This window comes from Streptomyces fradiae (assembly GCF_041270065.1).
In the GTDB taxonomy this organism is placed as follows: domain Bacteria; phylum Actinomycetota; class Actinomycetes; order Streptomycetales; family Streptomycetaceae; genus Streptomyces.
Genome location: NZ_CP065958.1, coordinates 1,102,667 through 1,115,179, shown reverse-complemented (window position 1 = coordinate 1,115,179; position 12,513 = coordinate 1,102,667). Strand labels below are relative to the sequence as shown.

Annotated in this window: 8 protein-coding genes; 4 read left to right on the top strand and 4 right to left on the bottom strand. The window is 75.8% G+C overall.

Annotation, left to right across the window (positions count from 1 at the left end; genetic code table 11):
* Window positions 1-234: 234 nt before the first annotated feature.
* Entirely contained in the window at window positions 235-1,209 is a 975-nt protein-coding gene (locus JAO84_RS04930; protein WP_370410731.1) for an SGNH/GDSL hydrolase family protein, read from the top strand.
* A gap of 425 nt (window positions 1,210-1,634) precedes the next feature.
* Window positions 1,635-5,267, top strand: a complete 3,633-nt coding sequence (locus tag JAO84_RS04925) for a hydantoinase B/oxoprolinase family protein (RefSeq protein ID WP_370410729.1) — start codon at window positions 1,635-1,637, stop codon at window positions 5,265-5,267.
* Window positions 5,268-5,624: 357 nt separating this feature from the next.
* Here JAO84_RS04925 and JAO84_RS04920 read toward each other — a convergent pair whose 3' ends face one another.
* The 4 genes from JAO84_RS04920 to JAO84_RS04905 all read right to left on the bottom strand — a co-directional run bounded on the left by JAO84_RS04920 (window position 5,625) and on the right by JAO84_RS04905 (window position 9,230).
* Window positions 5,625-6,497, bottom strand: a complete 873-nt coding sequence (locus tag JAO84_RS04920) for a biotin-dependent carboxyltransferase family protein (protein ID WP_370410727.1) — start codon at window positions 6,495-6,497, stop codon at window positions 5,625-5,627.
* Entirely contained in the window at window positions 6,494-7,120 is a 627-nt protein-coding gene (locus tag JAO84_RS04915) for an allophanate hydrolase subunit 1 (protein WP_370410725.1), read from the bottom strand. The genes JAO84_RS04920 and JAO84_RS04915 overlap by 4 nt, the downstream gene beginning before the upstream one ends.
* The gene (locus JAO84_RS04910) at window positions 7,117-7,881 is read right to left on the bottom strand and encodes a LamB/YcsF family protein (protein ID WP_370410723.1); all 765 of its coding nucleotides are present in this window, start codon (window positions 7,879-7,881) and stop codon (window positions 7,117-7,119) included. The genes JAO84_RS04915 and JAO84_RS04910 overlap by 4 nt, the downstream gene beginning before the upstream one ends.
* A gap of 68 nt (window positions 7,882-7,949) precedes the next feature.
* Window positions 7,950-9,230: an MFS transporter gene (locus tag JAO84_RS04905; RefSeq protein WP_370410721.1), complete on the bottom strand. Its 1,281-nt coding sequence runs from the start codon at window positions 9,228-9,230 to the stop codon at window positions 7,950-7,952.
* Window positions 9,231-9,397: 167 nt separating this feature from the next.
* Between JAO84_RS04905 and JAO84_RS04900 the strand changes: the two genes are divergently transcribed.
* Together JAO84_RS04900 and JAO84_RS04895 are read left to right on the top strand one after the other, a co-directional pair.
* Entirely contained in the window at window positions 9,398-10,117 is a 720-nt protein-coding gene (locus JAO84_RS04900; RefSeq protein ID WP_370410720.1) for a GntR family transcriptional regulator, read from the top strand.
* A gap of 463 nt (window positions 10,118-10,580) precedes the next feature.
* Window positions 10,581-12,128 (top strand): hypothetical protein, encoded by a 1,548-nt coding sequence (locus tag JAO84_RS04895; RefSeq protein WP_370410718.1) that lies wholly within the window; start codon window positions 10,581-10,583, stop codon window positions 12,126-12,128.
* Window positions 12,129-12,513 lie beyond the last annotated feature (385 nt).

The window sequence follows — 12,513 nt, the reverse complement described above, 5'->3', positions numbered from 1 at the left end:
GCGGAGGCCGGCGAGTCCCTGCCTGGTCCGGCGGACGCTGTCGTGTCAGTGGGCTCGGTCGGCCGGCCGCGAAGGCCCGCGGTGCCGGTGGCGGCCGTAGCGGACGTGACGGCTGATCGGAGGCGCGTTCCGGCCGACGCCGACGGCCCGGAATGCCCGCCGGTGCCCGGCGTGGTGTCGGCCTCGGCGGCTTGGGCCGAGCCCGGCCTGGTGGCCGGCCTGTCAGGGCGTCGGGTGGCGCCCGCCGCAGCGGCGCCGCCTCCTGCGACGGGCGCCGGAGGCCTCCCGGCCGCGCCGCGCACCCGCTTCGTCGTCCTCGGCGACTCGCTCAGCGAGGGCGTCGGTGACCGGGTCGAGGGCGGCTGGCGCGGGTGGGCCGCGCTGCTCGCGCAGGGGCTGCGGCCCGGTGGCGAGGACGTCGCGTTCACCAATCTCGCCGTGAGCGGAGCGCAGAGCCGGGACGTGGTCGAGACGCAGTTGCCGGCCGCGCTGGCCCTGCGGCCGCAGCTGGCGTCCGTGGTGGTGGGGGTCAATGACACGCTGCGGCGGACGTTCGACATCGGGCAGCTGGCACGGCGCCTCGACCGAGTGTGCGGAGAGCTGACGGCCGCCGGGGCCGTGGTGCTGACGGCGTGCCTGCCGGATCCGGGGCGGATGCTCGGGCTGCCAGGGCCGCTCGCCCGCCCGCTGGCGCGGCGCCAGCGGGCGGTGAACGCCGTCGTCCACGCGCTGTCCGGGCGCTACGGCGCGGTCCACCTGCACCTGGCCGCCCCCGGCTGGACCGAAGATCGGGCGCTGTGGAGCGCCGACCGGCTGCATCCGGGGGAGCGCGGGCACCGGGCGGTCGCCGCCGCGTTCCACCGGCTCCTCACGGAGCGCGGCCTCGCGCTCGGCCCGGCGCCGTCGCCCGAGCCGGAACAGCCGCCGCCGACCCGTACGGACGCCGTGCTGTGGCTGGCCACCGCCGGCACCGCGTGGCTGGTCCGGCGCTGTGGAGACCTGCTGCCGCAGCTCCTCGGGCTCGCCGCCGCCGAGCTGCGGCACTCCGCGGCCGGCACCGGCGCCCTCCTCGACGCCCGCGCCGAGGCCGCCCTGGTGCGCGCCCTGCGGACCGTTGGCCCGGCTGGGGGCACCAGCGACGACGCCAGGGCGCCGTCTCCCCTGGGCCCGGAGGGCCTGGGGAGCCCCGAAGCCGCAGCTCGTCGGTAACGCCTGGGGTCTGGGCGCCTGGCATGTCGCCATGCTTCCCTCGGCCGCGGCGGGCCTGCCGAGGCCGCACCCCTCATCCCTGGCTCCGGGAGACCCGACCGCCCCGGCCCTGGCGGCCCTGGTGGCCGGGGCACCAATCCCCTTGGCCCTGGCGGGCCTGACGGCCGCCCCGCCCCATCGGCCCTGGCTGGCCCGGAGACGCCCCGCCCCCTCGGCCCCCGGCGTTCCCGAGAGACCCACCCCTCTGCCCCAGCGGGCTGAAGACGCCCACCCTCCGCCCCAACGGGCCAGGGGTCAGCGCCCAGGGCCCGGGCAAGCCCCGCCCCCTCGCGCCCCCCAGCGGGTTCGGGCGGGGAGCCCGAACACCACCCCGCCCCGGCCCGTAAGACCCGCCCCGACCCCACCCCCGCCGCCACAATGAAGGCATGACCGGACGCTGGGAGTTCTGGATCGACCGGGGCGGCACCTTCACCGACATCGTGGGCCGGCGGCCCGACGGGCGGCTCGTCACCCGGAAGCTGCTGTCGCACGACCCGGGCCGCCGCCACGACGCCGCCGTCGCCGGCATCCGGCTGCTCCTGGGGCTCGGGCCCGAGGAACCCGTGCCCGCCGAGCGGATCGCGGTGGTCAAGATGGGCACCACCGTCGCCACCAACGCCCTCCTGGAGCGGCGCGGCGAGCCGACCCTGCTGCTGATCACCGCCGGGTTCCGGGACGCGCTGCGCATCGCGTACCAGAACCGGCCGCGGATCTTCGACCGGCACATCGTGCTGCCCGAGGCGGTGTACGAGCGGGTCGTCGAGGTTCCCGAACGCGTCGACGCCCACGGCCGCGTCGTCACCCCGCTGGACGAGACGGCGGTCGCCGCCGCCCTGGCGGACGCCCACCGCGACGGGCTGCGCTCGGCCGCCGTGGTCCTGATGCACGGCTACCGCCACCCCGGCCACGAGACCCGGATCGCGGCGCTCGCCAGGGCCGCCGGGTTTCCGCAGGTCAGCTGCTCGCACGAGGTCAGCCCGCTGATCAAACTGGTGCCGCGCGGGGACACCACCGTCGTGGATGCCTACCTCTCGCCGATCCTGCGCCGCTACGTCGACGAGGTCGCCCGCGAACTCGCCGGGATCCGGCTGATGTTCATGCAGTCCAACGGCGGCCTGCGGGAGGCCGCGCACTTCCGCGGCAAGGACGCCGTCCTGTCAGGACCGGCCGGCGGGGTCGTCGGCATGGCCCGCACCTCCCGGCAGGCGGGCTTCGAGAAGGTCATCGGCTTCGACATGGGCGGCACCTCCACCGACGTGTCCCACTACGCGGGCACCCTGGAGCGCGAACTCGGCACCCAGGTCGCCGGGGTGCGGATGCGGGCCCCGATGACCAGCATCCACACCGTCGCGGCCGGCGGCGGCTCCGTCCTCCACTACGACGGGCAGCGCTACCGCGTCGGCCCCGACTCGGCCGGCGCCGTCCCCGGCCCCGCCTGCTACCGGCGCGGCGGCCCGCTCACCGTCACCGACGCCAACGTGATGCTGGGCAGGATCCAGCCCGACCACTTCCCCGCCGTGTTCGGTGAGCACGGCGACCAGCCGCTCGACGCCGACGTCGTGCGCGAGCGGTTCACCGCCCTCGCCGCGGAGATCGGCGGCGGGCGCGGCCCCGAGGAGGTCGCGGCCGGCTTCCTGGAGATCGCCGTCCTCAACATGGCCAACGCCGTCAAGAAGATCTCCGTGCAGCGCGGCCACGACGTCACCCGCTACGCCCTCACCAGCTTCGGCGGCGCCGGCGGGCAGCACGCCTGCGCGGTCGCCGACGCGCTGGGCGTCGACACCGTGCTCGTACCGCCGCTCGCCGGTGTCCTCTCCGCGTACGGGATCGGGCTCGCCGACGCCACCGCCATGCGGGAGCAGTCGGTCGAGGCGGAACTCGACGCGACCGGCACGCCCGAGCGCGTCGACGGGCTGTGCGCGGACCTCGCCGACCGCACCCGGCAGGAGCTGCGCGCCGACGGACTGCCCGAGGACGCGATCACCACCCACGCGCGCGTGCTGCTGCGTTACGCGGGCACCGACGCGAGCCTGCCGGTACCGCTCGCCGCACCGGAAGCGATGAAAACCGAGTTCACAGACGTTCACCAGGCGCGGTACGGCTTCACCATGGACGCGCCGGTCGTCGTCGAGGCCGTCTCCGTGGAGGCGATCGGCGCCGCCGGGCCGCACGGCCCCGTCACCGTGCCCGAGGGAACCCGCGACGGCGACCTCGCGCCGCGCGCCACCGTCACCACGTACAGCGGCGGCCGCACCGTCCCCACCCCGTTGCACCGCCGCGAGGACCTGCGCCCCGGCGACGCCGTCACCGGCCCCGCGATCCTCGCCGAGGCCGACGCCACCACCGTTGTCGACCCCGGCTGGGAGGCCACCGCCACCGACACCGGGCACCTGCTGCTGCGCCGCGTCACCCCGCGCCCCGCCCGCACCGCCGCCGGCACCGACGTCGACCCGGTCCTCCTGGAGGTGTTCAACAACCTCTTCATGTCCATCGCCGAGCAGATGGGCGTGCGCCTGGAGAACACCGCGCACTCCGTGAACATCAAGGAGCGGCTCGACTTCTCCTGCGCCCTCTTCGACCCCGAGGGCAACCTCATCGCCAACGCGCCCCACATCCCGGTCCACCTCGGCTCCATGGGCGAGTCCATCAAGGAGGTGTTGCGCCGCAACGAGGGCGGGGCCGAGGGGGACGAGGCCGAGAGCGGGTCGGCGGGCGGGCTGCGCCCGGGCGACGTGTACGCGGTCAACGACCCGTACCATGGCGGCACCCACCTGCCCGACGTCACCGTCGTCACCCCCGTCTTCGACCCCGACGGCACCGAACTCCGCTTCCTCGTCGCCTCCCGCGGCCACCACGCCGAGATCGGCGGCATCACCCCCGGCTCCATGCCCGCCTTCAGCCGCACCGTCCACGAGGAGGGCGTCCTCTTCGACAACTGGCTGCTCGTCCGCGACGGCCGGTTCCGCGAGGCCGAGACCCGGGAGCTGCTCACCGGCGCCCCGTACCCCTCACGCGACCCCGACACCAACCTCGCCGACCTGCGCGCCCAGATCGCCGCCAACGAGAAGGGCATCGAGGAACTCCACAAGACCGTCGACCAGTTCGGCCTCGATGTCGTCCACGCCTACATGCGGCACGTGCGCGCCAACGCCGAGGAGTCCGTCCGCCGCATCGTCGCGCGCCTGAAGGACGGCTCGTACCGCTACGAGACCGACGGCGGCGCGGAGATCCGGGTGACCGTCACCGTCGACCGCGAACAGCGCTCCGCCGTCCTCGACTTCACCGGCACCTCCGCCCAGCTGCCCGGCAACGCCAACGCCCCCACCTCGGTCGTCATGGCCGCCGTCCTCTACGTCTTCCGCACCCTCGTCGACGACGACATCCCGCTCAACAGCGGCTGCCTCGCCCCCCTCGACGTCCGCGTCCCGGCCGGCTCCATGCTCGCCCCCGCCTACCCGGCCGCCACCGTCGCCGGCAACGTCGAGACCTCCCAGGCAGTCACCGGCGCCCTCTACGCGGCCCTCGGCGTCCAGGCGGAGGGCTCCGGCACGATGAACAACCTCACCTTCGGCAACGACCGCGTCCAGTACTACGAGACCATCGCCAGCGGCTCCGGCGCCGGGGACGGCTTCCGCGGCGCCGACGCCGTCCAGACCCACATGACCAACTCCCGGCTCACCGACCCCGAGGTCCTGGAGTGGCGCCACCCCGTCCGGGTCGACGCCTTCACGGTCCGCGAGGACAGCGGCGGCCGCGGCCACTGGCACGGCGGCGCCGGCGTCGAGCGCCGCATCCGCTTCCTCGAACCCATGACGATCGCCCTCCTCACCGGCCACCGCCGCATCCCCCCTTACGGCATGGCCGGCGGCGAACCGGGCGCCCTCGGCACCAACACGATCGAACGCGCCGCCGGCACCGTCGACCACCTGGCCGGCGTCGACACCACGGACGTCGGCATCGACGACGTCCTCGTCGTCCGCACCCCCGGAGGCGGGGGTTACGGCCCGCCGCCCCTGTGACGGGGGCCGGGCCGGGCTCTGCCGCGCGGCCTTGGCGACGCCTGCGGCGGGCTGTTCCCCACCCCACCCTCCCCCTGGGCTTCGCCCGGGAGGTACCCCCATCCCGAAACCGGGGCTTCGCCCCGGACCCCGTATGGCCTTCGGCCGTGTCCTCAAACGCCGGCGGGGCTGAAAACTCAGCCCCGCCGGCGTTTGAGGCGCGGGGGTCCGGGGACAGAGCCCCCTCACGCGGCGGAGCCGCATATGTCACAGCCGGGAAGGGGCGGGGTGGGGAACAGCCCCGCGCAGCGGCCCGGCACCGGGGCCGTGGGCCTCCGGCCCCGGCCGCCGAGGAGACTCCGCCCGGCCGCCCAACCGCTACGCGTACGGCACGAACCGCACCGGCGTCCCCGGTGCCGCCTGGGCCGCCGACGGCAGGTCGTGTTCGTGGACCACGGCCACCACCGGGTAGCCGCCGGTGGTGGGGTGGTCGGCGAGGAAGACGACCGGGCGGCCGTCCGGGGGGACCTGGACCGCGCCCAGGGGCATGCCCTCGCTGGGGAGTTCGCCCGGGACGGCGCGCTCCAGGGCGGGGCCCTCGGTGCGCAGGCCGATGCGGTTGCTCGCCGGGGACACCCGCCACGCGCGCGTGGCGAGGGCGTGGAGCGCCGCAGCGGTGAACCAGGAGTGGCGCGGGCCGAGCCGGACGCGCAGGACCAGTTCGTCGGGCGGCCCCGGCCACGGCGGGGCGTCGACCCGTCCCCGTACCGCCGCAGGAATCGGCGCGGGCCCCAGCGGCAGCACCGCGCCGTCCGTCAGCGGCGCCGGGCCGAGGCCCGAGAGGAGGTCGGTGGAGCGGCTGCCGAGGACCGGGTCGACCGCGATCCCGCCGCTGAACCCCACGTACGAGCGCACCCCGCGCACCGCCGCGCCCACGTCGAGGAGTTGACCGGCGCCGACCCGGACCGGGGTGCCCCACGCGGCGGGCCGCCCGTCCACCCGTACCGGACAGGGGGCGCCGCCCACCACGACCGTCACCGCGCGGCGCGGCCTTACCGCGCAGCCGGTGAGCGTGGTCTCCAGGACGGCCGCGGAATCGGCGTTGCCGAGGAGCCGGTTGACCAGGCGTACGGCACCGGGGTCCAGGGCCCCGGAGCGCGGCACGCCCAGGTGGGCGTGGCCGGGGCGGCCGAGGTCCTGCACGGTGGTCAGCGCCCCGGCCCGTACGACGGCGACGGCGCGGTCGGTCATCGGCCCGCCGCCGTGAACCGGACCCGGGTGCCGGGGGAGAGCAGCGCGGCCGGCTCGCGCGCGGTGTCCCACAGCGTCGCGTCGGTCCGCCCGATCAGCTGCCAGCCGCCCGGCGAGGAGCGCGGATAGACCCCGGTGTACGGCCCCGCCAGCGCGACCGAACCGGCCGGCACCGCGGTGCGCGGGGTAGCCCGGCGCGGCACCCCGTACCGCTCGCCGAGTCCGGTCAGATAGCCGAAGCCCGGCGCGAACCCGCAGAACGCCACCCGGAATTCGGTTCCGGCATGGATCCGTACGGCCGCCTCCACCGACACTCCCCACAGGGCGGCGACCTCGGCCAGGTCGGGCCCGTCGTAGCGCACCGGAAGCACCACGGACGCCGCCACGCGCGCGTGGAGCGGCGGAACGTCCCAGGAGCGCAGCTCGGCCGCGAGCCGGTCCGGCGCGGCGACCCCCTCCAGGAGCACGGTCCGCGCGGCCGGCACGATCTCCCGCACCCCGCCGAGCAGACCGGCCGCCCGGCGGCGCAGCAGCTCGGCGTGGAAGGCCTCGGTGGCCTCCCCGCTCACCAGCTCGACGAGCAGCCCGCGCTCGCCGACCCGGAGCACCTCACGGGCCCTCATGCGAAGGCCTCCACCCGGACCCCGGCGGACTCCAGGGCCGACCGCACCCGGTGCGCCAGCTCCACGGCACCGGGCGTGTCGCCGTGCAGGCACAGCGAGCGGGCCCGTACGGCGACCGGGCTGCCGCAGTGCGCGCCGACCGTCCCGAACCGGGCCATGGACACCGAGCGCTCCACCACCTCGGTTGGGTCGTGCAGCACGGCGCCCTCCTGCCCCCGGGGCAGCAGCGTGCCGTCCGCCCGGTAGGCCCGGTCGCCGAACGCCTCGCCGACCACCGGCAGTCCGGCCGCCGCCGCGGCCTCGTGCAGCCGCGAGCCGGGCAGGCCGAGCACCGGAAGGTCGGGGGAGGCGAGCAGCACCCCGGAGACGACCGCCGCCGCCTGCTCCGCGTCGCGCACCACCCGGTTGTAGAGCGCGCCGTGCGGCTTCACGTACGCCACGGTGGCGCCGGCCGCGCGGGCGAACACCTCCAGGGCGCCGATCTGGTACGCCACCTCCGCGGCGAGCTCCGCGGCCGGCACGTCCATGGCGCGCCGCCCGAAGCCCGCCAGGTCGCGGTAGGAGACCTGGGCCCCGATCCGTACCCCGCGCTCCGCGGCCAGCGCGCACACCCGGCGCATGGTCGCCGCGTCCCCGGCGTGGAAGCCGCAGGCCACATTGGCGCTGGTGACCACCGAGAGCAGCTGCTCGTCGTCGGTGAGCGTCCAGCGGCCGAAGCCCTCGCCGAGATCGGCGTTGAGGTCGATCGAGACCCGGGTCATCAGAGTTTCTCCTTCCTTGGCCCCGTGTGCGGGCACTGTGCGGATGCGGGTGCGGGGGTGGGGGACGTTCAGGTCAGTTCCCGGCCGCGGGTCTCGGGCAGGCCGAGCAGCGCGAGCACCGCCAGGCCGTAGCCGACCGCGCCGAACACCAGGGCCCCGCCCACGCCCCAGCTCTCCGAGAGGAAGCCGACGAGGGTGGGGAAGAGGGCGCCGACCGCGCGGCCGGTGTTGTAGGTGAGGCCCTGTCCGGTGCCGCGCACCGCCGTCGGGTACAGCTCGGCGAGGAAGGATCCGAAGCCGCTGAAGATCGCCGACATGCAGAAGCCGAGCGGGAAGCCGAGCACGAGCAGCAGGTCGTTCGCGCCGGGCGGCAGATGGGTGTAGGCGAGGACGGCGGCCGCGGAGAGCACGGCGAAGAGCGCGATGTTCTTCTTCCGCCCGAGGACGTCGGTGAGGTGCCCGCCGGTCAGATAGCCGAGGAAGGCGCCGGAGATCAGGAAGGCGAGGTAGCCGCCGGTGCCGACCACGGTGAGCCCGCGCTCGGTCTTGAGGAAGGTCGGCACCCAGGTGGCCAGCGTGTAGTAGCCGCCCTGCACGCCGGTGGACAGCAGCACCGCGAAGAGCGTGGTGCGCAGCAGCGGCCCCCGCAGCACGGCGGTGAACGAGCCCCGGTCGGCGCTCGCCCGGCGCACCGCGGCCGCCTGCGGCGCGTCCTCGACATGGCGCCGGACGAAGACCACGAGCAGCGCCGGCAGCGCGCCGGTCCAGAACATGACCCGCCAGGCGGTGTCGGCGTCCACGAAGCGGAAGACCAGGGTGTAGACGATCACCGCGAGCGCCCAGCCGGCCGCCCAGGCGCTCTGGACGCCGCCGAGGGTACGGCCCCGGTGCCGGGCGGAGGCGTACTCGGCGACCAGGATCGCGCCGACCGCCCACTCGCCGCCGAAGCCGAGGCCCTGCAGCGCCCGGAAGACCATCAGCGTCTCGTAGTTCGGCGCGAAGCCGCACAGCACGGTGAAGAGCGCGTACGTGACGACGGTGACGAGCAGCGCGCGCACCCGGCCGACGCGGTCGGCGAGGATCCCGGCGACCGCGCCGCCGACCGCCGAGACCACCAGCGTGACGGTGGTGAGGAGTCCCGTCTGGCCCTTGTCGAGGCCGAAGTACGCGGCGATGGCCACCATCGACAGCGGCAGCGTGAAGAAGTCGTACGAATCCAGGGCATAGCCGCCGAAAGCACCGGCGAAGGCGCGCCGGCCGCGCGGGCCGAGCGCGCGCAGCCAGGCGAACGCGCCCTGGTGGTCGGGGCGTTCGCCCGTCGTCTGGCGTGGGGTCTGGGTCGTGCTCATCTGCACCTCGCAGGAGGGAGGGGAGGGTGCGGGAGAGACGTGCCGAACTCGTCGTTCAATGTAGGGATCGTTCAACAATCCGACAAGCCTCGCGGAGGCACGTTCTTGTCTAGCGGGAGCTCCTGCGCTTGACTCGGCGGCGTACGACGCGGAGGAGACGAGGCACGATGGACCCGATCGGCGAACTGGCGGACGACCGCGCCCTGCTGGGCCGCACCAGCACGGCGGAGCGGGTCGCCGACATCCTGCGCACCCGGATCGCCGAGGGCTTCTTCCCGCCCGGCACCCGGCTCTCCGAGGACGGCATCGGCGGCGCCCTCGGGGTGTCCCGCAACACCCTGCGCGAGGCCTTCCGGCTGCTCACCCACGAGCGGCTGCTCGTCCACCGGCTCAACCGGGGGGTGTTCGTCCGGGTCCTCACGGTGGACGACGTGGCCGACCTGTACCGCACCCGGAGGCTCGTCGAATGCGCTGTCGTACGGGGCCTGGGCCTGGGGCTGGGCCCGGGCCTGGAGGAGCCGCTGTTCGTCCTCGACGCCCTCGCCGCCGCCGTCGCCGAGGGCCAGGAGGCGGCGCGGAACGGCGACTGGAAGGGCGTCTCCACCGCCAACATCCACTTCCACCGCGAACTGGTCGCCCTGGCCGGCAGCGCCCGCACCGACGATCTGATGCGCGGCGTCCTCGCCGAACTCCGGCTCGCCTTCCACGTCGTGGACGACGCCCGCGCGCTCCACGAGCCCTACCTCCAGCGGAACCGGGAGATCCTGGACGCCCTGGAGAGCGGCCGGTACGACCGCGCCGAACAACTCCTCGCCGGTTACCTCGACGACTCCCGGACCCGGATCGTGGCGGCGTACGCGAAGGCGGTCGACGCGCCGGAGACGTGACGGGCGCCACAGTTGTTGTGGTGGGTGGGGCCGACGGCACACGCGGTACGGGTGAGGTGCCCCGGTCCGCGGGGTCGGCCGGTACCCGGGCGGGGCCCGCACCCAGGGCCGGGCCGGCGCCGGGGCGGCACCGGCGACCGCGCCGGGCCACACCCCGCCTGTCGCGCACCGGCGCCCGTCCCGCGCCCGCGACGGGCCCGCGGCGGTGACCGCCCGCACCCACCCGCCGCGCACCTGGGCTGGGGCCGCGCCCCGCCCGGGTACCGGACCCACGCCGGGGCCGCACCCCGCCTGTCGCGCACCGGCGCCCCCGCGCCCGCCTGCCGCGCGACTGCGCCGGGGTCGCAGAGGTGATCGCCCGCGCCCGTTCCGGCCCGGCGCCCGCCACGCCGAGGGGCGCACACCCCCGGTCGTATAAGCGCCGTTTCGACCGTTGTCAGTGCGAGGACCTACTCTGTGCACCGTGACTTCGCCTGCCTCGACGGACCTCGCTCCGCCCCAGCTCAGCGCGGGGCCGCGGCCCGCGCAGGGCCCGGCCGCCGACGAAGGGCTCGCGCGGCGCCTCCGCGCGCTCGCGTGCACCGCTCCGCTGCACGACCTCGACGCGCGCAAGGCCAACCTGGCCGGCGAGTACTCGGTCTACGCGATGGCCGAGGTCGCCCTCGCCGCGATCGACCTGGTCACGCTCAACATGGACTTCGACACCGGCGCCGACCACGAGCAGATAGTGGCCCGCCTGCTGCCCCGCGTCGCCGCCCAGGCCCCCCAGCGCCCCGCCGCCGAGCACGAGCGCGTCGCCCGCTGGGTCCTGGAGAACCTGATCAACGTCGGCAGCGTCGACCGCGGCTTCCGCGCGGTCTACGGCACGTTCGGCGCCGACGGCGTCTACACGCGTCGCGACTACGACTTCAAGCTCATCGAAGAGGTCCCCGGCTACGGCGGCGGGGTGTACCTGCGCACGACCGACGAGGCGGTCAACGTCCTGGTCGGCGCGCTCGACACCGACGTCACCAGCGCCCAGATCGCCGCCGAGGTCAAGCTGGAGGTCCTGATCAGCCGGGGCCGCCTCGCCGACGCGCAGCTCGCCGCCGAGCAGGCCCGCTACCGCACCGTGCAGTACGCGGAGACCCTCCGGAAGACCCTGGAGGCCACCCGGCGCAACGTCCGCGCGGTCGACTGGCTCAACACCGTGCCCGACATGATCGCCGAGGCGCTCGACCACGTCGCCGACCGCTACCGCCACGAGAACGCGATCCTCACCAACATCCGCAAGGCCCGCGACGAGGCGGAGGCCGCGACCGACGCCAGGACCGCCGAGCACAAGCGGCGCGCCGCCGAGCTCGTCGACATCGTCAAGGACTGCATCCGCCGCCACACCCAGCTGCAGTCCCGCCTCCTGGAGGCCGGCCCGCTGTTCCGCGCCGAGCAGGACCGCCAGGCCTTCGCCGCGCCCACCGCGTACACCGGACTCGACCTGTACGGGCAGCTGGTCGCCCCGGTCCTCCCGCTCCCCGTCGAGCAGGCCACCCGGGTCACCGACGCCTTCTTCGCCCGCGGCACCGGACTGCGCACCCCCGCCGCCGTGCGCGTCGGCGACCTGGTCGACCTGCTCCTCACCCCGCCCGTGGAGCGCCAGCACCTGGGCGCCGAGATGCCCGAGCCGGACCTCATCGCCACCCCCGACGACAGCCGCTTCAGCGACGAGCAGCTCGCCGCCGCCATGGAGCTGCTCGACCTGGAGCACGACGCCCCCCGCCGGCTCTCCGGACTCCTCGCCGAGGCCCGCCGCGGCGGCGACCCCGACCTCGCCTACCTGGTGGCGCTGCTCGCCGTCCACGCCGCCAGCCCCCCGGTCGGCACCGCCTACCGCCAGGGCGAGGAGCGCCTGCTCTTCGCCGTCGACGACGGCACCCCGCTCGACGACCCCGAGTTCGGCGGCGCCGACCTCATCGTCGGCACCGCCCTCCTCGACGCCGTGGGCATGGCCGCCGACCGCACGGAGGCCTCGTGACGCCGCCGGCCCCGGAGAACACCGCCGCCGCCCCGCCGTCCCCGCGCCCCGCCGCGCCTGTGGTTCCGGCACCCGCGGGACCTGCCGCGCCGGACGCGCCGGCCGTTCCCGCCCCTGCCGGACCCGCCGCCGTGGACGACGCGGACCGGGCGGCGCCCGTCCGCGCCCCCGGGCCGCGCGTGGCCCGGGTGGTCGTCGCGCGCCCGAGCGCCGCCGCGCCGGCGGAGCCGCTGCCCGGGGACGTGCCGTGGGCCGCCGTGACGGATCCCGTCACCGAGAGCGGTCCGCGCGTCCGGGGCGTCGACGTCGGCACCCCGGCCCCACCCATGCCCCGGGTCCACGTCCGACCGGTCCCGCTGACCCGCAACCGGCCCCCCGCGCCCGA

Excerpts from the sequence above, each read along its gene's own strand:
- JAO84_RS04925 (WP_370410729.1), top strand. The coding sequence starts at position 1,635 with ATGACCGGACGCTGGGAGTTCTGGATCGACCGGGGCGGCACCTTCACC.
- JAO84_RS04920 (WP_370410727.1), bottom strand. The coding sequence starts at position 6,497 with ATGACCGACCGCGCCGTCGCCGTCGTACGGGCCGGGGCGCTGACCACC.
- JAO84_RS04915 (WP_370410725.1), bottom strand. The coding sequence starts at position 7,120 with ATGAGGGCCCGTGAGGTGCTCCGGGTCGGCGAGCGCGGGCTGCTCGTC.
- JAO84_RS04910 (WP_370410723.1), bottom strand. The coding sequence starts at position 7,881 with ATGACCCGGGTCTCGATCGACCTCAACGCCGATCTCGGCGAGGGCTTC.
- JAO84_RS04905 (WP_370410721.1), bottom strand. The coding sequence starts at position 9,230 with ATGAGCACGACCCAGACCCCACGCCAGACGACGGGCGAACGCCCCGAC.
- JAO84_RS04900 (WP_370410720.1), top strand. The coding sequence starts at position 9,398 with ATGGACCCGATCGGCGAACTGGCGGACGACCGCGCCCTGCTGGGCCGC.